This is a genomic window from Trichlorobacter thiogenes (genome assembly GCF_900167465.1).
GTDB lineage: Bacteria > Desulfobacterota > Desulfuromonadia > Geobacterales > Pseudopelobacteraceae > Trichlorobacter > Trichlorobacter thiogenes.
The window spans coordinates 84,705-107,082 of sequence record NZ_FUWR01000013.1 but is presented as its reverse complement, the minus strand read 5'-3'; the positions used below and the strand labels follow the sequence as shown (position 1 = coordinate 107,082).

Below are 22,378 nucleotides of genomic sequence, written 5' to 3'. Positions count from 1 at the left end.
AGGCTGCAAACTGAGGGCTGGAGGCTGGAGGCTGGAAAAGCAAGGATGAAGGGGAGAGTAAAGAACGTTATGATGAATCTGGTATCTGCAAAATCATTAGCTATGATTACATTAAGCCTGTTGCTTTCCGGTTGTGCGGGCTGGTTGCCTTCGTCCGGTCCAAGTGTCAGTGAGGTCAGGGATGCAGCAGAAAGCCCACGTTTGTCCGGTATACAACTGGTAGATCTGAATGATTCGGTGGCCCGTCGCCTGCTGGCACAGCGCAAACAGGAGCTTTTTTCTGAAAAACTGGGGGTTGGCAAACCTGCTGCCTGGATTATCGGTACCGGTGATGTTGTTGAGGTGTCCATTTGGGAAGCCCCTCCAGGTACTCTTTTTTCTTCATCTGCACTTGAAACCAAGTCTGGTCCGGCTTCATCACGGGTAACTCCCTTTCCTGAGCAGATGGTGGATAGTGACGGCTTGATTACCATCCCCTTTGCCGGCAAGATCCGGGCAGGTGGCCGTACGCCGCAGCAGGTTGAGGCTGAGGTGGCTGAACGATTGAGGGGGTTGGCAAACCAGCCTCAGGTGCTGGTGCGTGTGCTGCGCAACACCCATGCGACCGTGACAGTGGTAGGGGAAGTGGCCACCAGTGCCCGCATGCCGCTAACGCCGGGCGGAGAGCGTCTGTTGGATGCTCTGGCAGCATCCGGCGGGGTTCGGCAGCCGGTTAACAAAATGACCATTCAGGTGACCCGGGGTGATTCGGTGCAGTCCATGCCGCTTGAAATGGTAATCCGTGACCCGCGTCAGAATATTACCCTGCAACCGGGAGATGTTGTGACCGCCCTGCATCAGCCATCAAGTTTTACCTTGCTGGGTGCAACCGGCAAAAATGAAGAAATTAATTTTGAGGCACAGGGCATATCCCTTGCTCAGGCCCTGGCTCGTGGTGGTGGGCTGCAGGATACCCGTGCCAATGCGCAGGGGGTATTTGTCTTCCGGCTTGAGTCTGCAGATGCGCTGGATTGGCCTTCCAAGCCTGCTCAAACGACACCTGACGGGAAAGTTCCGGTGATTTACCGGGCTGATCTGAAGGATCCTGCTACCTTTTTTGTGGCTCAGTCATTTCCGGTTAACAACAAAGATGTATTGTATGTGGCCAATGCGCCATCAGTTGAGCTGCAGAAATTTCTTAATATAATTATGACACTGGCATATCCGGTGATAAATGTAATTCCTTTGACTCGGTAATATGAAGGGCAACTATCCTTTCCTGATTGACGTATCCCGTCTGGTGGGCAGGCTGATGAAAGGGCGGCTGCCCACCGGCGTTGATCGGGTAGCCCTCGCCTATGTCAGCCAGTACGGCGAGCGGTCACGGGCCTTTGTCCGTGATGGTCGCTTTCATGTCGTGCTGACGGAAAAGCTTTCTCAAACGCTCTTTCATCTGCTGCTTACACCGCCTGTTGATTTTAAGGCCCATGCCTGGCGATTGATTGCCCAGGGGGCTGCCGCAGGTATTCGTCAACGCGATTTGAGCGGTTCTGTTTTTCTAAACATTGGTCATAGCGGACTTGAATATCATCGTTACCCGGATCTGTTGAGGAAAATGAAGGTTCGCCCCGTTTTTCTGGTGCATGATCTGATACCGATTACCCATCCTGAGTACTGTCGCCCCGGTGAAGGGGAACGTCACCGGATCAGAATGAAGACGGTATTGGAACTGGCCCAGGGGGTGATCACCAACTCTCAGGCCACCCTGGATGAACTGGCCCGTTTTGCCGATGCACAGGGGATCTGTCTGCCACCTGCACAACCAGCCTTTCTGGCGCCACCTGTATTTCCCCCTCCTTCCGCGGTACGCCTTGTTGATCGTCCCTACTTTGTGGTGCTTGGCACCATTGAACCACGCAAAAATCACCTGTTGCTACTGCAGGTCTGGAAACGCCTGGTGGAGCAACTGGGAAACCGGGCGCCGCTGCTGGTGCTGATTGGTCAACGTGGCTGGGAGTGCGAGAATGTGGTTGATCTGCTGGAACGCTGCGAAGCGGTTAAGGGCCATATTATTGAACATGCTTCCTGTTCGGATAGCGAGCTTGCCAACTGGCTTCAATATGCACAGGCTTTGCTGTTTCCCTCCTTTGTCGAGGGCTTTGGCCTGCCGCTGGTGGAGGCCCTGGCATGCGGTACGCCGGTGATTGCAAGTGACCTGCCGGTGTTTCATGAGATAGCCGGTGATCTGCCTGACTACTGTGATCCGCTGGACGCCCTGGGCTGGCTGGGGCTGATTACTGACTACAGCAGTTCAGACAGTCGGAAACGGACGGAACAACTGCAACGAATCAGCGGCTATCATCCCCCCACCTGGCAGGACCATTTCTGCAAAGTAGAGCTGCTGTTACAGCAGCTTACACACTAATAACCCGGAAGCTTGTCGAAAGATTTTTATTGGTCGGCCGGTTGTGTAACGGGCAAAGCCGTGTATACTTACTTATTCGGTTTTTTGCGCTTTGAATGCAGGTAAAAACAGGAGGAACCATGATGATAAAACGCTGGCAAAATGCAGTGGCACGGCCGGTTGCTATAGCGGCTTTGGTGCTCTTAACCGGCTTATTACCTGTACCAAATCTCCACGCTGAAGATCCTTTTATTGGTGAAGTAATGTGTGGTGGTTGGAGCTTTTGTCCTAACGGCTGGTTAGAGTGTAACGGGCAACAGCTACCTATTGCTGAATATGACGCCTTATTCAGCCTGATCGGCACTACCTATGGTGGTGATGGTCAATACACCTTTGCCCTGCCCAATATCCAGGGGCGAACCATGGTGCATCAGGGAACAGGTTCCGGGCTTACCACCCGTACACTTGGACAAACCGGCGGGGCGGAGACGGTTACGCTTACCACAAACCAGCTGCCATCCCATACCCACGGGCTGTCAGTCCACAGCGGTGCAGAGAAGTCTGCATCTCCCACGGGTAAAATCCCTGGCACTACCACTGCAGCAACGCCGGTTTACAACAGTACAGCAACCAGCGCTAAAACCCTGCCGAGCAATGCCTTGTCCCAGGCAGGCGGTTCGCAACCCCACAACAATCTGCAACCCTATCTGGTGATGAAGTGCTGTATTTCTTGGGCCGGCATTTATCCGTCTCAAAACTAGGAGGTTCTCGTATGCTGCCCTGTGTCAAACTTCAAATCAGTAAGCTATTGTCTCTGGCGATGTTACTGGTTGCCTGTTGTGCTGTCCCGGTACAGGCAGATCCTTGGCTTGGTGAGATCAGATGGGTGGCTTTTAATTATGCCCCCAGATACTGGGCAAAGTGTGATGGTCAGTTGTTGCCAATACTACAGAATCAGGCACTCTTTTCTCTGTTGGGTACGACCTTTGGTGGCGATGGGCGCACGAATTTTGCCCTGCCGGATATGCAGGGCCGCACGCCGATCCATGTGAGTAGTACGTACACACTTGGCAGTAAGGGCGGGGAGGAATCCCATAGTCTGACGTCACAGGAAATGCCGATCCATACCCATAGCCTGAAAGCTGACCCGCGAGAAGGCAGTGCCATTGATCCCACCAACAACTATCCGGCCAAGAGCAGCGGGGGCGGTTCCGCCTACGGAAGCTCAGCTACCGCAAGCATGGCTTCCGGTGCTGTGGCAGCAACCGGCAACAGCCAGCCCCATGAGAACATGAAACCGTATAGTACCCTGAACTGCATTATTGCATTGCAGGGGTATTTCCCAACCCGGGATTAGAAGGGTACAAGGAGATCGTGATGCGAAGAGATTTGGTGAAATATATGCTGTTTTGCCTGTTTTGTTTAGGGGGGGTAGCAACCGGGGTGTCCCATGCAGATGATGAGCCATTTATAGGAAAGATCCTCTGGGTGCCATACAATTTTGCTCCCAAGGGATGGGCTTTTTGTAATGGCCAGATTCTGCCGATAAGCCAGTATACAGCGCTCTTCTCCCTGCTGGGTACCCAGTATGGCGGGGATGGTAAATCAAACTTTGCCCTGCCGGATATGCAGGGCAGGGTGCTGCTGCATGCGGGCCAGTCTCCGGGGACATCAGTATATAGTCAGGGAGAGTCCGCTGGCGAGACGAGCCATACTTTGACCGCTACTGAGCTGCCGAACCACAATCATGCGGTAAACGTCTCAACGGCCACAGGAACAGCTACCAGTCCATCAGGCGCATACTACGCCCAGCCTGCCAGTGGTAAACAGTATGGCCCGGATGGTAGCTCCAGCTTTGCTTCATCGGCTATTGTAACAGCCGGTGGTGGACAACCCCACAACAACATGATGCCCTATATGACCCTTAACTGCATTATTGCACTTCAGGGTGTTTTTCCGCCAAGACCGTAATTACAGGAGGATATGTATGCGTCTTTTTAGAATCCTGGTTGCGGTTGCTGCTATCTGGGGGCTTTCGGTTACAGCACAGGCTGCTGTTATAGTAACCGGCGGTCTGGATGCATCATATCCCACCATGAACCGGGTTAGTGACCGTAGCGGATTTCCCGTTTCTGCCAATACCTCTTTGCCCTATGAGGTTCTTGAAATAAGGACCACCAGCGCGGGCGATACGCTAACCGCCACAATGGGGAATACTACGCAGTTTGACTCGTTTCTTGCATTGTATTCATCCTTTAACCCTGCTGCACCCCAGTCAAACATCCTTGCTGCGGATGATGACAGTGCAGGCTACCCCCATGCGCAGTTGACGAAAACCGGTCTGGCTGCAAACACAACCTATTATCTGGTTATTACCAGCTACGCTTCCGGGGCAGATGCTGTCTATCCGCAGTATGGCAGCTACAGTCTGACCCTTGGTGGTAATTTTACAGTTGTGCAAAAGGCAACCACCACAACGCTGGGCGCTTCAGTAAACCCGGTAACACAAGGGCAGGAGATCACCTTGGCCGCTGTGGTTACCAAGAGCGGAACAGCCCTGCCTACCGGTACGGTGACCTTCAAGGAAGGCAGTACCACGCTGGGAACAGGAACTGTCAGTAACGGTCTGGCCACTTTCAGTACATCTGCATTGGCTGTGGGCAGTCATGCAATTACGGCGTTTTATGGTGGCGATCTAAAAAACAGCAGCTCTACCTCAGCAGCCTTAACCGTGGTTGTTGCTGAAGCGCAGAAACAGCTTACGGTTGCTATTGTTGGTAGTGGCTCTGTTATCAGTGATCCGGTCGGAATCAGTTGCGCTGCAGGCAACAGTAGCGGTTGTGCTGCTGTTTTTGATGCTGGCAGTACGGTAGTTCTTACGGCAACAGGAAATACCGGCTTTGATTTCAGCATCTGGTCCGGCGCATGTACCGGTGGTAATGGCTGCAGTGTCCTTATGGATACGGACAGGTCGGTTACTTCAACCTTTACGGTTCAGAACAATGTCAAGGTCAACGGCACCAGCTATGGAACCCTGAACGACGCTTATCTTGCTGCTGGTGACGGCGCTACCCTTATGGCCCGTGATCTGACTTTTGTTGAGGATCTGCTGGTAAACCGCGGAATTGGTATTATTCTGCAGGGTGGGTATGCCGACGGTTTTGGCAGTCATACCGGTTATACCACGTTGCACGGTGTTCTTACGGTCAGCAGCGGTAGCGTTGTGCTGGATAATCTGAAAATCAAATAGAACAGCAGGCAAAGCTGGCATAGTGAAGCTGTATCTGGTCAGCGGCTGACGTTTTCTGTACAGGATGTTTGGATGTCTCTTGATACCCCGGTCATACCCCCAAGGGTGTATGCGCTTGATTTTTCCCATTGGAAGAAGGCAAGTCTGCGTTCCTGCTTTGCTGGCAGTCAAGTGCGGTTCGTTACACAGATTAAGCAGGTTCCGTCCGGCTCAATCCTGGCAGTTTGGGGGCGCAGAGATCTGTCCGGTCTGGCTGATCAGGTAACGGTTATTCGACTGGAAGATGGCTTTATCCGCTCAGTTGGTCTGGGGGCAGACCTGACCCGTCCGGTTTCCTGGGTGATTGATCGGCAGGGGATCTACTTTGATGCCACACAGCCCTCTGACCTTGAAACGTTGTTGCAGACCACTGTTTTTTCCGATGAGCAATGTCAGCGTGCTGCCCGGCTGCGCGGACGTCTGGTTGCTGCCGGACTCACCAAGTATAATGTCGGCGCCGGAGGATGGCAGCGACCTGACAATCAGAGGCGGATCATTCTGGTGCCGGGGCAGGTGGAGTCGGATGCCTCACTGGCCTTTGGCGCACCCGGTATCAAGACCAATATGGGACTGCTACAGGCGGTGCGGGCAGCCCATCCAGATGCCTACCTGATCTATAAACCCCATCCCGATGTGCTGGCCGGCCTGCGGGCCAAAGGACAGGCTGAAGATCTGGCCCGAAACTGGTGTGATGAGCAGATAACAGATGCTCCCATGGGAACATTGCTGCCCCAGATGGATGAAGTTCATACCATGACATCGTTAACTGGCTTTGAAGCGCTTCTGCGCGGTAAAAAGGTTACGTGTTACGGTCAACCGTTTTATAGTGGCTGGGGGTTGACAGCGGACGTTATACCGCTTGAACGGCGTATCCGCCGGTTGACGCTGGATGAACTGGTTGCCGGGAGTCTGCTGCTGTACCCTTGCTATATCAGCAGAAGCAGCGGTCGGTTGATTACTGCGGAGCAGGCGCTGGATGAACTTGTGGCCTGGCGCGAACAGTCATCTGTAACCGAGACGTTATGGATCAGGCTTAAAAGAATTGTGCTTCGTTTTGTTGTGGGAGTCAGATAAATGCAACTGCGTCGTTTCCTGTTTTTACAGGGGGTCTGCTCCCCCTTTTTTGCCTGTCTGGCAGAGCGGTTGATCCGGGCAGGACACCGCGTTCATAAAGTTAACTTTAATGGTGGTGATGCTGCCTACTGGCGTGGGGCGTCTGCCTGCTCATTTCGTGGACGTCTGGATGGCTTGCCGGCCTTTTTCAAAAGTACGTTTGAGGAGCATCAGATCAGCGACATTGTCCTGTTTGGTGATCGACGACCCATTCATAGACCAGCTGTGGAGCTGGCACAATCAAGCGGTATTCGTGTCCATGTCTTTGAGGAAGGGTATTTCCGTCCACACTGGGTGACGCTGGAGCGGGACGGGGTCAATGCTCATTCCCTACTGCCCCGTGATTCTGCCTGGTATCGTGAAGTTGGTAAACAGTTTGGCGATGGCTTTGTTGCCGAGTCTTTTCAGACAACCCTCAAAATCAGGGCTGCCCATGATGTTTTGTATCATCTTGCGAGCGTCGTTAATCCCCTGTTGTATCCAGGTTACCGCAGCCATGCACCTTACATTGCGCCGCTCATGTATGCCGGCTATGTCCGGCGTTTTGCCCTGAAACCGCTGCATGAACGTCGAGATAGCGTGCTTGTCAATTCATTGATCAGTTCACAAACCCCCTATTATCTTCTGCCGTTACAGCTGAACAGTGATGCCCAGATCCGGGATCACTCCAATTTCAGAGATATGGCTGATGTGATGGCCTTTGTGCTGGCTTCGTTTGCCCTGCATGCGCCTGCAGACAGCCGGTTGGTGATCAAGAATCATCCGCTTGATATGGGGCTGGTCAACTATCCACGTATCATTGCAGAACTTGAGGCGCGTTACGCTGTTGTCGGCAGGGTAGATTATCTGGAAACCGGCAATCTTGAGGCGCTGGTGCAGCATGCCCGGGGAACCGTAACGGTTAACAGCACGGTGGGCGGGGTTGCATTACAGTACGGATGCCCTGTCATAACGCTTAGTGATCCGATCTACAACCTGGCTGGCCTGACCTTTCAGGGGGAGCTGGACCAGTTCTGGCAGGACGCAGAGCCACCTGATCAAGAGCTGTTCCGCTGTTTTAAGGCAGTGGTCATCCGGGCCACACAGATTAACGGAGGATTTTACTGCAAGCGGGGGATTGAACTGGCGGTGCAACACGCAGTTCCCGCTCTGACTTCAGAACGTTCTCCGTTAGAAAGACTGATTCGGCCTGATTGAGCTATAAGCTGTTCTGTGTTTTGATCTTCCGTAGGTATGTTTTACGTGAGATATACTGCTGCGATCATAGTTTTGCTGTATCAAACCTGTTGTTTGAGGAGGAGCGTATGCATTCCGTACCTGTCCTGAGCAAAAAGAACACTGGATGTTGCCTTGGGTTGTTTTTTGCGTTTTTGCTGGCCTGTCTGATGCCCCTTACAGCGCATGCCGCTATTGTTGCTGACCACACAAGAGCTGTAGATCTGACACCAACAGAGGTGGCGCTGGCCAAAAGCAGCCTGCATATCGCGTATGGCCATACCTCCCATGGCAGCCAACTGGTAACCGGCATGAGCGCCCTCAGCGCTTATAACTCCCTCTACTCATTTTCATCCGGTGGTGCCAACGGCAGCCTGGATCTTCGCGACTACGCAATGGCGGGGGATGTGGGGTATTATCCAGACTGGTACGATAATACTCGTGAGTACCTTGGTCCTCCGGACCCGTCCACCGGCAGGGGTACAGCAAATCCGGCTATTAACGTAGTGATCTGGTCCTGGTGCGGTCAGGCCTCCAGCTACTCTGAACAGGATATGATCGATAAGTATCTGACCCCCATGTCTCAGCTTGAACAGGAGTATCCGGGGATTCAGTTTGTCTATATGACCGGACATCTTGATGGCGGGGGGGCGGCAGGCACACTGCACTACCGCAATAACCAGATTCGCACCTTTGTACAGCAAAACAACAAGATCCTGTTTGATTTTGCCGATATTGAGAGCTATGACCCGTCCGGCAATGAGTTCTACACCAGACTGGCGAACGATAATTGCGATTATGACAGTGATGGTAACAATAGCCTTGACCAAAACTGGGCTGTCCAGTGGCTTGCAGATCCTGCCAATCAGTACAGCAATCTGAAAACTCTGGCTGAAACATACTGCGGTGACTGTGCCCATAGCCAGAAACTGAACTGCGTACAAAAGGGACGGGCTGTCTGGTGGCTCTGGTCCAGGCTGGCTGAAAGACAAGCTCTGGTTGTGACCAAAACAGGCACCGGCAGTGTTGCCAGCAGCCCGGCAGGTATCAGTTGCGGTAGTGATTGTGGCGAGTTCTATGCCAAAGACAGTCCGGTGACCCTTACCGCAACACCGGAAAACGGCGCTGTTGTGACCGGCTGGGGTGCTGATTGCCCAAGTTGCGGCACCAATACGGTTTGCACTGTCACCATGGATCGTCCGCGGAGTTGCTCGGTTTCGTTTGTGCCCGGCCATACCCTGACGATTAGCCGTAATGGTGCCGGCTCAGGCTCCCTGACCAGTCTTCCGGCCGGGATCAACTGCGGCAGCAGCTGCAGCTCTTCTTTTGTTGCCGGTTCCAATGTGACACTGCTTGCTACCCCTGCATCGCAGGAAAATGCCTTCACCGGTTGGGGGGGCGGCGGTTGTGGAGGGTGTCCCTGGACATCCGACACCTGTGTCGTGCAGATGGACAGCGACAAGCTCTGTTCTGCAACCTTTGAACCGGCTAACCTGATAATTGTACAAAAGACAGGGAATGGCAGTGGCAAAGTGACCAGCAACTATCCTGGCATTGACTGTGGTTCAAGTTGTTTTGCTGCCTATGCAAAAACAATGACGGTCTCACTATTCGCCACCCCTGAGGCGGGCTCTGTTTTTGTCGGTTGGCAACAAGACTGTGAAGGGAGTAGTTGTTCGCTTTTTATGAATGTACGTCACTATGTGACGGCGGTCTTTGAGCAGGAGGATGTAGCCAGGCTGGGAGAGAATAGCTTTAACAGTATTGCAGGGGCCTATGCCGAGGCCGGCAGTACTGCCACCATCAGGGTCAGAGACAAGGAGTTAAATGAAGACCTGAATCTGAACCGTGCGGTCAACGTGACGCTGCTGGGGGGCTATGCCAGTGGCTTTGCTACCGTGAGTGGGGTAACAACGATTAACGGCAGTGTGACCATTGGTGGTACCAATGGAAAAGTAACACTGAGCAATTTTGTGATACGCTGATGAGCCTGTCATCGTAAGTAACGAAGTGCAGGAGTCCGGGGAGCGCCATTGACACCAGTTTCATCTACCATCCTGATTACCGGAGCAACCGGCGCCATCGGTTCTGCACTGGCCTTGCAGTACGCTGCTGTCGGCTGTTGCCTGTTGCTGACCGGTCGAAACGTGGAAAAACTGGAGCAGTTGGCCGAACGTTGTCGGGATCTGGGAGCCCAGGTTGTAACGCTTGCCTGCGATCTGAAAGATCATCGAGATTATCTGGAGCAGGTAGAGCGACTCTGTGAACAGCATTGCCCTGATCTGGTAATTGCCAATGCCGGTGTCAGCAGCACCGCAGGTAGGAATGGTGAGTCCTGGCAGGCGATTGAAGAGGTTATCGGCGTGAACCTGCTGGCCACCATGGCCACGATTCAGGCGGTGGTTCCTGCCATGCGCCGCAACGTGGGAGGGCAGATCGCCCTGATCAGCTCATTGGCCGCCTGGTATGGCCTGCCGGTTACCCCTGCCTACTCTGCCAGTAAGGCAGCCATCAAGAATTATGGCGAGGCGTTGCGTGCGCCCCTTGCTGCGGATGGTATTGAGGTGTCTGTGGTTCTGCCCGGTTTTGTCAGTTCTGCCATGTCACGCACTGTACCCGGTCCCAAGCCGTTTTTGATGACCGCAGAGCGGGCGGCGCAGCTTATCATTAAAGGGCTGGCAAAGAAGCAGGCCCGTATCAGCTTTCCGTTTCCGCTTAATCTGGGCTGCTGGTTGCTTGCTCTTTTACCCGCGTCAGTTTCTGGCTGGTTGGTCAGGAAGTTCGGCTACCATGCCTGAGTCCAATTCCAACTCAAGGCGCTCTCTGCGTTGGCTCGTCTTCAGCTCCTCAACGTACTACCTGTACGCTTTCGTCGCCTCAATCCTCGCCGTCTTGATATCACTCTTGATTTGGAACCGGAATGAAGCACTGTTAATCAATGTCGGCCTGCCGCTAGCCTGTTGTCTTACCCTGTCCTTTGCTCTGGAACAGTTGCTGACCCCCCGTCCTGTCTGGCCGTGGCAACGTCCTGGTGCCGCATTGATACTGCACAGTGGGCTCTGTTTGCTGTTGTTTTCGCCGCTGCTGCTCTTGCTGCAGCGCCCTTGGTTCTGCTGTATCAGTCTCCTGGCACTGCAGGTTTTGGTCGTAATGATCAGCAATGCCAAATATCATTCCCTGCAGGAACCGTTCATTTATCAGGATTTCAGCTATTTTGTTGATGCCGTGCGTTTTCCACGGCTCTATCTGCCGTTTCTCGGGGCAGGGCGGGCCTTGCTAGCCGGTGCTGCCATCTGCATTGCCATATATGGCGGTCTGGTGGTGGAGCAGCCTCTTTCTGCTGTGTACTCGTTCCGGCAGATCAGTGCCCTGGCTCTGGTCTTGTTGGCCATAGGCCTGCTCCTGATGCTGTCTGCTCGTTTTAATCGGTTGCAGCTTGCCCTTGATCCGGTTCGTGACCTGCAACAGTTGGGGCTATTTGCCAGCCTCTGGGGCTACTACCGGGCAGAGCAACAACCCTGGCAGGGTGCGGGTCTCTCCAGTCCGGGCACGGCAGCAGAAACGTTTGTTGGACCGCTGCCCAATCTGGTGGTGATCCAGAGTGAATCATTTTTTGACCCCCGGCGTTGGTACCGTGGCATAACGCCTGATCTGCTGCGGCATTATGACGATCTGAAACAGTCTGCTGCCAGTTTTGGCCCACTGGAGGTGCCGGCCTGGGGTGCCAATACCGTACGGACGGAATTTGCCTTTCTGTCCGGCATCGCCAATCATCAGCTTGGTGTCCACCGTTTCAAGCCGTACCGCCGGGTGGCCCGTCAAGGGCTGCCCACAGTAGTCAGCTGTCTGAAACAGCAGGGCTATCGGACGGTCTGCCTGCATCCCTACTCAGCCACTTTTTATGACCGTGCAACCGTCTTTCCTTTGTTGGGTTTTGATGAATTTATCGATATCTCCCGCTTTTCTGCAGATGACTACCAGGGGCAGTATGTGGGGGATCTGGCGGTTGCGCGGGAACTCTGTGCAGAGCTTGCAAAGCATGATGGGCCGGGTACCCAACCGCTTTTTGTTTTTGTCATTACCATGGAAAACCATGGTCCGTTGCATCTTGAGCAGGCCAGACCTGAAGATGGGCAACGTTTAGTCAGCCAGACGCTTCCTGATGGATCTGATGACCTGATTGTGTACCTGCGTCACCTTGAACAGGCAGATCAAATGCTTGGAAAGGTCCAGGATACACTGGCGGCCATGCAGCGTGAGGCCTGGCTCTGTCTGTATGGCGATCATCTGCCGATCATGCCCCAGGTTTACCGGCAGATGGGTGAACCGGACGGCAGGGTGGATTATCTGGTCTGGAGTAACCACAAACAGCTGGATGGTGCTGGTATGCAGCCGCTTGCGGTGGAGCAGTTGGCTCAAGAGCTGCTGCAGAAGGCTGAACTGATGCAGAGGCTTGTATGAGCCACCCTGAAAAGTTACGGATTATCTTTTGCACCACCCCCAGCATTTATTCTGATGTTGTTTTGCAGAATCTTGTCACGTCACCCCGCCTGCACCTGGTGGGGGTGGTGGCCTCCAACCGTGTCCTGCGTAAAAAGGGGTGGGCCTGGTGGGATGCTGTGCAATTGGTGCGTAAGACCGGGCTACGTTATGCAAGCTATCTCTGGGTAGTGACGACCGTGTATTGTCTGGTGCGCCGTCTGCTGCTCCGTGATGATCCGGTCAGGCGGTTTCTGTCTGAAAACAGGGTGCCGGTGTACAGCTCAAGGGATATCAACAGTGGTGAAGGAATCGCTTTTATCAAAGGTCTGCAGCCGGACCTGCTGTTATCGGCCCATTTTAACCAGTTGATCGGGCCGGAGCTGCTGGATTTGCCGGTTCAGGGATGCCTGAATATCCATCCCGGCAGGTTGCCGGAGTATAAAGGGGTTGATCCTGTTATCCGCGCTTTGGATAAAGGGGAGAAACAGGCGGGGGTGACGCTGCACCGGCAGGATGTCGGTTTTGATACCGGCACGGTTCTGGCGACAGCGGAGTTTGCGGTAGCCAGTGACGAGACGTTGTTCAGTCTGAATATGCGTCTGTTTTCACTGGGTACAGGGCTTTTGCGGGAACTGTTATCCAAGGGAGGAGAGATCCCGGCTGGAGTAGTACAACAGCCGGATCAACGTTATGATTCCTGGCCTGATGCTGCCCTGGTGGCTCGTTTACGGCGATCAGGCAGGCGCCTGATCGGTGTCAGATCTTTTTGGACCTCTCTGCGTGGTGCTTTGAAGTGAAACTGGAATCAGATCTCTTTTGCAAGAATAGCCACCGTCTGCCTGATCTGTTCTTCGGTGTGCAGACATGAGATGAAAAAACGCAGCCGGGCTGATTTTTCCGGCACTGCCGGATAGATGATCGGTTGTACGTTGATACCCTGTTCAAAGAGTGTTTCGGCAAGCCGGGCGGCTGTCAAGGAACTGCCGGTGATGGCCGGTACAATGGCAAGGCCGGAACTGCTGCCGGTATTGATTCCTGCCTCCTGCGCAAGTTTCAGAAAAAGTCTGCCACGGGTTTTCAATGTTGCGGTCAGCTCCGGTGCTTGCTGCATAAGCTTTAGGGCTGCCAGTGACGAGGCTGCAACCGAAGGTGGCATGCCGACGCTGTAGAGAAAACCGGGTGCAAGAAATTTAAGATGTTCAACCAGTGCGGTCTCTCCCGCAATGTAACCGCCACAGCCTGCCAGCGCTTTACTTAGTGTTCCCATCCAGATATCTACATCACTCCCCTGCAGGCCAAAGTGCTCACGAATGCCAAGCCCTGTTTCCCCCATAACGCCGAATGAGTGAGCTTCATCCACCATCAGAAAGGCGCGATAGCGGTTTTTTATCTCAACAAAGGCAGGCAGATCGGGGTAGTCGCCATCCATACTGTAGATGCCCTCCAGCACAACCAGCACCCGCTCAAAGGCGTGTCGCTGATTTTTGAGGATCTGCTCAAGTGCGGCATGGTCATTGTGGGGAAAGGAAAGCCGTTTGGCGCCAGAAAGCTGTATCCCCTGCAGGATGCTGTTGTGAATCAGTTCATCATGGAGCACCAGGTCTTTCGGGCCGAAGAGGTAGCCGATGGTGGAAACATTGGTGGCATGTCCGCTGACAAATGCCACTGCATCATCCACCTGGTAGGTCTCGGCCAGGGCTTTTTCAAGCTGTCGGTGGATCGGCCGTTCTCCCGATACCGGACGGCTGGCTGAAACAGAGGTGCCGTACTGATCAATGGCCTGTTTCGCTGCCGCAGCTACCGCTGGATGGCCTGATAGCCCAAGATAGTTGTAGCTGGCGTAGTTCAGATACTCTTTGCCATTGATAAGCGTGGTTGCACCGGCAATGCCTTCATGGAGCTTGAAAAAGGGGTTGCTGACGCCGAGGCGGGCACCGCCATCGTTCATGATGCGGAGTTGCTGGTAGCCTGGATGTAGCTGAAACCGGTAAAACTTTTCAGGAATAACCAGCGCATCTGATTGAGTGGTGTCGTGGGTGGCTCCCTTCTGCTCGACATGCTGGAGTCGTCTTTCCAGCGCCTGCAGAATCAGGGCGTCCTTAAGTTGGGCGGTAAGGCCGTGTAGTCCTTTGCGTGACATATTACTGGATCATCCGTTTGTCATCTGATGCAGCATCATGAACCTGGGTCACGAGCTCTTCCACCATGTCATCAGCCAGATCAGCACCGTGTTGATACAGCACCTGCTGAACCTGATCGAGCAGATCATGACCGTTGTTGCTGTCTGGCGCGTCCTGTGCAGAAAAAAGCTGGGCAAGCAGGTAGCTGGCAAGCTTGGTGATAGTGGGGCTGTCGGTAAGTACCATGACCGGTACCTTGACGCCGCACAGGGATTCAAGGGCAACCGCCAGCTCTACCCCCATAAGTGAGTCCAGGCCCATGTCAGAAAGGACTCGATCCTGGTCAATTTTGGCCGGATCAATTCTGAGTACGGTACCTACTTCCTGCTTTAGCAGATCAATAAAGGTTGACAGAAGTTCAGCTTCCGGGAGTTGCTGCAAAAGCTGCCGTATATCCAGCTTGTGCTCCTGATGTTCATTGCTGATTCCGACTTGTCTCGTCAGCTCCATAAATTTGGGACTGTCGGCGCTTGGCAGTGATCGGCTGAGTGTCTTCCAATCCAGATCCAGTACGCCAAGACCAGAGCGCTTGCCAAGCAAGAGCTTTTCAAGCAGATCAAGGGCGGCAGCTGAACTGAGTGCTTCACCACCCAAACGGTTTTGCAGCGCATCTTTTACCTGCTGGTTGCGGGCAAGATAGCCGGTGTCACTGATGGGGCTCCAACTGACGCAGGTAACCGGTAATCCTGCTGATTCACGACTGGCCGCAAATGCCTCCAGCCAGTAGTTGGCAGCTACGTAGTTCCCCTGGCCAGGGTTGCCAAACAGGGTGGTTGCCGATGAAAAAAGAATGAAATAGTCAAGTGATAGCGGCAGAGTCAGTTCATGCAGATAGGCCGCTCCAAGTATTTTGGGAGCAAAGACCTGTCTGATCTGATCTCGCTCCATGGTTTGAATCAGACCGTCATGAATGACCATGGCCGCATGTACTATTCCTCTGAGAGGGGGCAGGGTTTTGGCAATCTCTGCCAGAAGCACTGACAACGCTTCTCTGCTGGTAACATCGCATGCGGCAGCATGAACGGTAACACCTGCTTGTTGCAGACTGGTGATCGCGTTACATGCTTCATCTGAAACAGGGCCGCTCCGGCTGACCAGTACCAGGTTGCGTACACCTTTCTGAACCAGCCATTGGGCGGTCTTAAGTCCAAAACCGCTCAAGCCGCCGGTTATCAGGAAGGTGGCGTCAGCTGGAAGTGTAAGGCTGCCCTGGGCTGTTGTGTCATCGGTCTGCGTTGCAGTGATGCCGTTATTGTAGGTGACTACAATCTTGCCGATCTGGCGGGACTGCTGCATGTATCTGAAGGCGTTGACAATATCGTCTGCCTCAAAGGTATGGAACGGAAGCGGATGGAAAACCCCTTCTGCAAAGAGAGCCATAATCTGTTTGAAGAGGGTACGGGTAAGGTCAGGACGTTCCTGCATCAGTTGGTCAGCATCAATACCAAAGTAACTGATGTTGTTCCTGAAGGGGCGTAGGCCGATGCGGGTGTTTTCGTAATAGTCGCGCTTGCCCAGTTCCAGAAACCGTCCAAAGGGTCTCAAGACCTGCAGGTTGCGATTGATCGCCTCGCCGGAAAGAGAATTCAGTACGACATCAACACCTGTGCCGCCTGTCTGGGCAAGAATCTCGGCGGCAAAGGTCAGTGAGCGTGAATCAAAAATATGCTCAATACCAAGCATACGCAGAAAATCACGTTTTTCATCGGTACCGGCGGTTGCATAGATTTCAGCGCCACACCACCTCGCCACCTGTATCGCCGCAATGCCAACACCGCCAGCAGCACCATGGATCAGTACCTTTTCACCTGGCGAAAGTCTGGCCAGATAATGCAGTGCATAAAAGCTGGTAAAGAATGTTGCTGGAATAGTTACTGCCGCCTCAAAGGAGAGACCTGCCGGGATCAGAGAAACGGCGTTGGGACTGGTGATTACCCGGTTAGCAAAACAGGCAGGACCGAATCCCACCAAGTGATCACCGGGAGAAAACTCCTGTACCTGTTCTCCAACACGGATAACAGTGCCGGAAAACTCCATGCCGAGTGTAGGGCCAGCAAAGCCGTTTTCCACCGCTTCATCTGATAAAAGCCCCAGGGTGTACATGAAGTCACGAAAATTAAGGCCGGTTGCATGCACCTCAACCTCAATTTCACCGCCTTTGGGCGCAGGAGATGAGCAAGGCTCCCAACGCAGGTTCCGCAGTTGCCCTGGAAACTGGAATCCCAAACGGTAACAGGGAGTGGCGGAGAATGTCTGCTGGGCGTCAGCGCTGTCTGCTAATGCCGGTACCAGTTGCAGGCGGGGTGCAAAGCGTTTTCCCGCTGACGAAATGCAGATTTCCTGTTCATTGTCAGGCTGGATAATCTCTTTTGCAATCGCCTCAACCAGCGTGTCAAGGTTGCCGGCTGTCTCAAGATCAACCAGACGAACAGTGCCGCTGGCCGTCTCGTTGATGAGCGTGCGGCCAAAACCCCAAAGAGCGGCATCAGGAAGGGAGGTTACAGAACCGCCCGTCTGTTTTTGGCTGTGCCGAGGGATCAGGTGACAGGCAGCGTTACCGGTCACCAGCCAGCAGATGGTGGAAATCTCTGTTGCTTCAGTTGCCTTGATAATGGCTGCTGCAAGAGCGCAGCGGTCGGTCTGGACTTCAAGGAATGCTGACGGGCTGTTATCCGTTAAAGGCGGTTGAAGTCCGCTTATATGGATGATACCGCGCAGTCCTCCGTGCAGAGTTTTGATCTGTTGTAACTCGTTGGTGAGATCAGTTACAGACGTATAGGTGGTATGGAGTACCTGTCCTCCAACACTCGACAGTCTGCTGTCCAACCGCTGTCTCAGCTCCGTAGAATAGCCCTCTTTATCTGCTATGATAAGCCAGGGTGATTCTGCAGACAGCAGTAGTGGGGGGGCAGACGTACAAACAGTTTCAGCGCGCCGTGCCAGCAGAAGGTACGGGCCTGACGAGGTGCGGGGAGAGAGTTCATGGCATTCACTGTCACCCAGTCCACGCTGTTCCAGTTTCATCTGCCAGAATGTAGGTGATTGCTGACGCGACAGTGGCGAGCCGGAAGCGCTTGCGTGCCACCATGCTGAATGACTGCCGAAAACAAAGTCTGCCCATCGCGAAGGGTGTTGATCAATGAAAAGGATCAATCCGTCAGGCGTAAGTTGGGAAAGCGCAGCATCAATGGCATGTAAGGCCGCGTCAATAGTCAAAAAATCTGACATGATGATCGCCAGATGATATGCGGAGGCTGGTGCTGGTTGTTCAAACTCGCCGGTTGAAGCAAGCAACCGGACTTCGGCAGCCGGAAAGTGTTCAAGTTGCTGAGCTGCTTCATCGATGATGTCATGATTTCCGGTTGCAAAAAGGTAATGGCAACGGTCGAATTCAATATTTCTGCAGATTGTGGAGGCAAATAGCGGAAGACCGTCACTGACTTCCATAACGCCAAACCGGCTACCTTCCGGTAGCGTCGTCAAGGTTGTGGAGAGCAGTTTCTGCAGTGAATCTTCAATTTTTATTTTTGCTGCAGTACCGAGCAGGTTGCGGGTGAGGAGCGCCAGGGAGGCTGGTGATGGCAGCAACCTGCTCGCATCCTGCTCAGTTATAATGCTTTTCAGGTGTAGTCCTACCTGTGAGACACTATGGATAATCGGGAAATATTCCGGGTGATCATGGAACAGGCTGTTCCAGATATCCTGGGCTGAAATTGTATCGTTGTCTTTTCCCTGAATGGTAAAGCCTGATTCATTTTCTGTAAGTGAACCATCAGACACAGCAAGGCTGAGCAGGTGGGTAAGGTAGAGGGCTGTTTCTGGCTTGTTTTTCTGGATTTTCTGGATAATGGCATGGGAAAGAACCTGATTCCCGTCTGCGAGAGACCGGACGGTTTCCAGGGTAAAACGACTGCACAGTACATCCAGCAGCGGATCCACCTCTTCAGAATAGCAGCGATGGGTACCTTTAAGAACCGCCCGGCTTACCGCTCCACCCATCTCTTTTTTCAGCTTGTCAAACGGGAGTGGCGATATGCCGCAAGGTGTTAATGGGTGAGGCCAGGGGATGCTATGGTAAGCCAGAAAAGCAGCCTTTGTGGCAGCCTGATTGATGTTGAGACGGACGGCTTTGAAGCGGACTTCCTGTACAGCGGCTATCGGCGTACCTTCGGCATCGGCGATAATAAATTCTGCTGTCAGGGAATGGGGGGAGCGGCGTAGTAATGTTGCCCTGGCACGTTTGGGGGCACGCTGAGAGGTGTACAGGCTTACCCGCCCTATATAGACCGGGATGTAGGCGATACCGGCGTTCTCTGCCAGTTGACCTTTCAGGAGCTGAAAGATTAACTGGAAAGCACAGTCAAGGTGTGCAGGGTGGAGGTGAAAACCCTGCACATCTGCTTCGTCTGGCGTTGTTGTATCTGAAAACAAAGCAACAACGGAGTTGTTTTCAATCCAGCCAACTTCAATTACCTGAAATGCCGGGCCGTATCCAAGGCCGGCAGCCTCCGTAAGTTGGTGATGTTCCGTAGCGGTAAAGTCAGGCGTCCGGGCAGGAAGTGAGATCTGGTGTTGCAGTTGTACCGTTGCCGGTGGTCCCTGCAGGACTCGGGCGGTGACATGGACCTCCCAGGGATCGTCGCTGGCGAGCTCTTTGGCTTTTATGCGCAAGCCACCATGGCCAGGATCAATTGACACACGGATCAGTTTAGAACGGTCGGCTTTCAACAACAAGGGTGACTTTATTTCGATCTCTTCGATCTCGCTGAATTCTCCAGCCAGCCAGACATGGGCAGCAGCAAGCGTCAGTTCAACGAAACCGGCTCCGGGAAAGACAATGGCATCACCAACCTGGTGGTCTGCAAGCATTGGAATAAGCTGGGTATCAAGCTGGTTTTCCCAGGTAAGCTCCTGTTGAGCAAGTTTATACCCTAAAAGTGGGTGCAGTTTGCGGCGATTGAGCAGGCCGTATGATTCCGGCGTCACGGTGTGCCAGTGTGATTCCCGCTGCCAAGGATAATGGGGTAGTTCAACAAAAACTGCCTGTTCAGGGAAAAAATAGTTCCAGTCAATGGGGATACCGCTGATGATCGCCTGCCCAACAGCAGTTAAAATCTTTGCCGGGCTGTCATCTCCACGCATGCCGGTGCTGATGACACGTCCTGCTGTTGCGTTTTCTTCCATGCAGTCCTGCAGATAGCTGCGCAGAATTGCATGGGGCCCGATTTCAATAAAAACAGTATTTTCGTCATGGAGAAGCTGCCTGATGGTCTGGTCAAACAGAACCGGTTTGCGCAGGTTGTGCCACCAGTAGCCTGCGTCAAGTCCGGTACCATCAATCAACCCACCGGTAACGGTTGAGTAAAACGGAACGGACGACGGTTGCGGAATTATTGTTACCAGTGCTGATCTGATGCCCGTTTCAAGCGGATCCATTGCCGGGCTGTGAAATGCATAATCAAGGGCAAGACGTTTGTTAAAGATATTCTTGCGTGAGAGGGTTGATTCCAGCTTCTTGAGATCAGCATCTGCTCCGGCAACCGTTGCCCCTTTGTTGCTGTTGCTACCTGCAACGGTCAGGTTTTCATGAAGCCCAAGCTCAGTGAGTAATTGTGTGGTTTCAGACTGGCCCAGGCCGACCGCAGTCATCTGCCCTTTTCCCTTGGTGGTGCCCTGAAGTTGGCTGCGGTGATAAATTACCTGTACAGCATCTTCCAGAGACAGGGCTCCGCAAGCCCAGGCAGCAGCAACTTCTCCTACACTATGGCCAACCACAGCTATCGGCGACACGCCTCGCGCTTGAAGCATGCGGGTAATACCAACCTGGATCGCAAACAGGGCCGGCTGGGCAATCTCGGTGTCTGCGTATTGGTCAATGCCATAGAATCCGGACAGTTCCTTTTCAAGGGACCAGTCAGCATGCTGCCTGAAGAGCGAGTCAACCTCCTGTACCGCTTGTAGAAACAGGGTGTCAGTCAACAGCTGCCTTCCCATGCCAAACCATTGTGCACCATTGCCGGAGTAGACAAATACAGGTCCGGTTGCCATGGCCAGCGGAGTAGAGGTCTGCGTTGTCTCAGTATCAGCGAACGTGTACAGCTGTTCTGCAATTTCCGTGTGTGAATTGCCGAAGACAACGGTCTTGTATTTAAATAACTCGCGGCGGAAGAGGGCGTTGTAAGCAATATCGTACAGGGGGATATGGTGATTACTGTTCAGGTATGCTGCAGTATCACTGGCAGACTTCTTCAAGGCCTCCGCATTTTTTGCAGAAAGCACCAGGGGAAGTTGGCAGGGACGAAGCTTTGCTGGATTGTCGACAGGATGCTCATGGCTTTTGAGAACAACATGGGCATTGGCACCACCGAAGCCGAAGGAGTTGACGCCGACGATGATCTCTCCAGTCTTGGTAATCGGTCTGCTCTCTGTGGCGACTTCAATGTTGAGATCGGTAAACGGTATTGCCGGATTAAGCTTTGTAATGCCTATGGTTGCAGGTATGGTCCGGTTCTGAATGCAAAGTAGTGCCTTGGTCAGACCGGCGACTCCTGCAGCAGACTCCAAATGTCCCAGATTGCTTTTAACGGAGCCGATGATTAATGGGTTTTCAGCCCGGCGTTGTTTCCCCAAGGCTTCACCGATTGCTTGTACCTCGATCGGGTCACCAACGGCAGTGCCGGTGCCATGTGCTTCTACGTAGTCAATCTCTGAGGGGGCTATTCCTGCCTTTTGGTAGGTCTGTCTTAGCAGGGCGGCCTGAGCCGCTGCACTGGGTACAGTTAATCCGGATTTCCGGCCATCCGTATTGACGGCTGAGGCTGCCACAACAGCCAGAATATTGTCTCCATCGGTCACTGCCTGGTTGTACTCTTTCAGAAGAAATAGTCCGGCGCCTTCGGAACGGACATAGCCGTCACATGCTGCGTCAAATACATTGCAGTGTCCTTTTCGGGATAACATGGATGCCTTGGAAAAGGCTATGAAGGTATAAGGGTGGAGGTGAAGACTGACACCACCTGCCAGTGCAGTGGTACTTTCTCCCGATGCAATGGATACACAGGCTTGGTGAAAGGCTACCAGTGATGATGAACAGGCCGTGTCAATGGCCATGCTGGGGCCGCGCAGGTCAAAAAAGTAAGAGAGGCGGTTGGCAGCAATGCTTGAAGTGTTTCCGGTGCCGCCGGAAGAATCAACCGCTTCAAGGTTGTCTATCAGGCGGTAGGCGTAGTCAATGCTGGAGATACCGACAAATACCCCGCAGTTGCTCCCTTTCAGAGAGGATGGTTTAACGCCGGCGCTCTCAAAGGCCTCCCAGCCCAGCTCAAGCAACAGACGTTGCTGAGGGTCCATGACGGCAGCTTCGCGTGGAGAAATGCCGAAAAAACCGGCATCAAACAGTGAAACATCACCAACTGAACCGGCTGTAAAGGTGTAACTGGTGCCGGGATGATCTTTGCGCGGGTGGGTAAATGTTTCCTGGCTCCAACGCTCTTTGGGTACTGAGGTGACCAGATCACGGCCTTCCTGAAGATCATTCCAGAAGGTTTCCTGGGTTGTATTTGGCAGTCTGAATGAAAAACCTATGATAGCAACATTTGAAGGCATGTCGATCCTGGGAATAATGGGAAGTAGATGTTTGTTTAATCTTTACCATAGTTGCCCATTCTGTTCAATCCCGCTGGCGTGCTGTATTTAAGCTCGAAGGGCCGGATTCTT

Annotated in this window: 14 protein-coding genes; 12 read left to right on the top strand and 2 right to left on the bottom strand. The window is 53.3% G+C overall.

The features are described 5' to 3' along the window. Positions 1-102: 102 nt before the first annotated feature. The 12 genes from B5D39_RS11765 to B5D39_RS11710 all read left to right on the top strand — a co-directional run bounded on the left by B5D39_RS11765 (position 103) and on the right by B5D39_RS11710 (position 13,279). Entirely contained in the window at positions 103-1,236 is a 1,134-nt protein-coding gene (locus B5D39_RS11765) for a polysaccharide biosynthesis/export family protein (RefSeq protein ID WP_244161398.1), read from the top strand. Position 1,237: 1 nt separating this feature from the next. Beyond that, positions 1,238-2,404, top strand: a complete 1,167-nt coding sequence (locus tag B5D39_RS11760) for a glycosyltransferase family 4 protein (RefSeq protein WP_078790662.1) — start codon at positions 1,238-1,240, stop codon at positions 2,402-2,404. A gap of 119 nt (positions 2,405-2,523) precedes the next feature. Beyond that, positions 2,524-3,144 carry a phage tail protein gene (locus B5D39_RS11755; RefSeq protein WP_208610583.1) on the top strand — a complete coding sequence of 207 codons (621 nt, stop codon included), beginning with the start codon at positions 2,524-2,526 and terminating at the stop codon, positions 3,142-3,144. An 11-nt stretch (positions 3,145-3,155) separates the two neighbouring features. Next, a complete protein-coding gene (locus B5D39_RS11750) occupies positions 3,156-3,740 on the top strand; it encodes a phage tail protein (RefSeq protein WP_244161397.1) in 585 nt (194 codons plus the stop codon). Between the two features lie 20 nt (positions 3,741-3,760). After that, complete coding sequence (locus B5D39_RS11745; protein ID WP_208610582.1) at positions 3,761-4,354, top strand: phage tail protein; 594 nt, start codon at positions 3,761-3,763, stop codon at positions 4,352-4,354. 16 nt (positions 4,355-4,370) lie between these two features. Continuing rightward, entirely contained in the window at positions 4,371-5,633 is a 1,263-nt protein-coding gene (locus B5D39_RS11740; RefSeq protein WP_078790661.1) for an Ig-like domain-containing protein, read from the top strand. A 72-nt stretch (positions 5,634-5,705) separates the two neighbouring features. Beyond that, positions 5,706-6,746 (top strand): capsular polysaccharide export protein, LipB/KpsS family, encoded by a 1,041-nt coding sequence (locus tag B5D39_RS11735; protein ID WP_078790660.1) that lies wholly within the window; start codon positions 5,706-5,708, stop codon positions 6,744-6,746. Next, on the top strand, positions 6,747-7,982 hold the full coding sequence (locus B5D39_RS11730) for a capsule biosynthesis protein (protein ID WP_078790659.1): 1,236 nt from the start codon (positions 6,747-6,749) through the stop codon (positions 7,980-7,982). A 188-nt stretch (positions 7,983-8,170) separates the two neighbouring features. Further along, on the top strand, positions 8,171-9,985 hold the full coding sequence (locus B5D39_RS11725) for an InlB B-repeat-containing protein (RefSeq protein WP_139366759.1): 1,815 nt from the start codon (positions 8,171-8,173) through the stop codon (positions 9,983-9,985). Between the two features lie 48 nt (positions 9,986-10,033). Then, positions 10,034-10,798: an SDR family NAD(P)-dependent oxidoreductase gene (locus B5D39_RS11720; protein WP_208610581.1), complete on the top strand. Its 765-nt coding sequence runs from the start codon at positions 10,034-10,036 to the stop codon at positions 10,796-10,798. Continuing rightward, positions 10,791-12,461 carry an LTA synthase family protein gene (locus tag B5D39_RS11715; RefSeq protein ID WP_078790657.1) on the top strand — a complete coding sequence of 557 codons (1,671 nt, stop codon included), beginning with the start codon at positions 10,791-10,793 and terminating at the stop codon, positions 12,459-12,461. Before B5D39_RS11720 ends, B5D39_RS11715 begins: the two co-directional genes overlap by 8 nt. Then, on the top strand, positions 12,458-13,279 hold the full coding sequence (locus tag B5D39_RS11710; protein ID WP_078790656.1) for a methionyl-tRNA formyltransferase: 822 nt from the start codon (positions 12,458-12,460) through the stop codon (positions 13,277-13,279). The genes B5D39_RS11715 and B5D39_RS11710 overlap by 4 nt, the downstream gene beginning before the upstream one ends. 8 nt (positions 13,280-13,287) lie before the next feature. On the opposite strand, the gene B5D39_RS11705 is transcribed toward B5D39_RS11710, so the two are convergent. Together B5D39_RS11705 and B5D39_RS11700 are read right to left on the bottom strand one after the other, a co-directional pair. Next, entirely contained in the window at positions 13,288-14,622 is a 1,335-nt protein-coding gene (locus tag B5D39_RS11705) for an aminotransferase class I/II-fold pyridoxal phosphate-dependent enzyme (RefSeq protein ID WP_078790655.1), read from the bottom strand. A gap of 1 nt (position 14,623) precedes the next feature. Further along, positions 14,624-22,267 (bottom strand): type I polyketide synthase, encoded by a 7,644-nt coding sequence (locus tag B5D39_RS11700; protein ID WP_078790654.1) that lies wholly within the window; start codon positions 22,265-22,267, stop codon positions 14,624-14,626. Positions 22,268-22,378 lie beyond the last annotated feature (111 nt).

Bases quoted from the DNA above. Each gene is read 5' to 3' on its own strand.
- B5D39_RS11765 (WP_244161398.1), top strand. From the start codon at position 103: ATGATTACATTAAGCCTGTTGCTTTCCGGTTGTGCGGGCTGGTTGCCT.
- B5D39_RS11730 (WP_078790659.1), top strand. From the start codon at position 6,747: ATGCAACTGCGTCGTTTCCTGTTTTTACAGGGGGTCTGCTCCCCCTTT.
- B5D39_RS11710 (WP_078790656.1), top strand. From the start codon at position 12,458: ATGAGCCACCCTGAAAAGTTACGGATTATCTTTTGCACCACCCCCAGC.
- B5D39_RS11740 (WP_078790661.1), top strand. From the start codon at position 4,371: ATGCGTCTTTTTAGAATCCTGGTTGCGGTTGCTGCTATCTGGGGGCTT.
- B5D39_RS11760 (WP_078790662.1), top strand. From the start codon at position 1,238: ATGAAGGGCAACTATCCTTTCCTGATTGACGTATCCCGTCTGGTGGGC.
- B5D39_RS11745 (WP_208610582.1), top strand. From the start codon at position 3,761: ATGCGAAGAGATTTGGTGAAATATATGCTGTTTTGCCTGTTTTGTTTA.
- B5D39_RS11755 (WP_208610583.1), top strand. From the start codon at position 2,524: ATGATGATAAAACGCTGGCAAAATGCAGTGGCACGGCCGGTTGCTATA.
- B5D39_RS11750 (WP_244161397.1), top strand. From the start codon at position 3,156: ATGCTGCCCTGTGTCAAACTTCAAATCAGTAAGCTATTGTCTCTGGCG.
- B5D39_RS11705 (WP_078790655.1), bottom strand. From the start codon at position 14,622: ATGTCACGCAAAGGACTACACGGCCTTACCGCCCAACTTAAGGACGCC.
- B5D39_RS11725 (WP_139366759.1), top strand. From the start codon at position 8,171: ATGCCCCTTACAGCGCATGCCGCTATTGTTGCTGACCACACAAGAGCT.
- B5D39_RS11735 (WP_078790660.1), top strand. From the start codon at position 5,706: ATGTCTCTTGATACCCCGGTCATACCCCCAAGGGTGTATGCGCTTGAT.
- B5D39_RS11715 (WP_078790657.1), top strand. From the start codon at position 10,791: ATGCCTGAGTCCAATTCCAACTCAAGGCGCTCTCTGCGTTGGCTCGTC.
- B5D39_RS11700 (WP_078790654.1), bottom strand. From the start codon at position 22,267: ATGCCTTCAAATGTTGCTATCATAGGTTTTTCATTCAGACTGCCAAAT.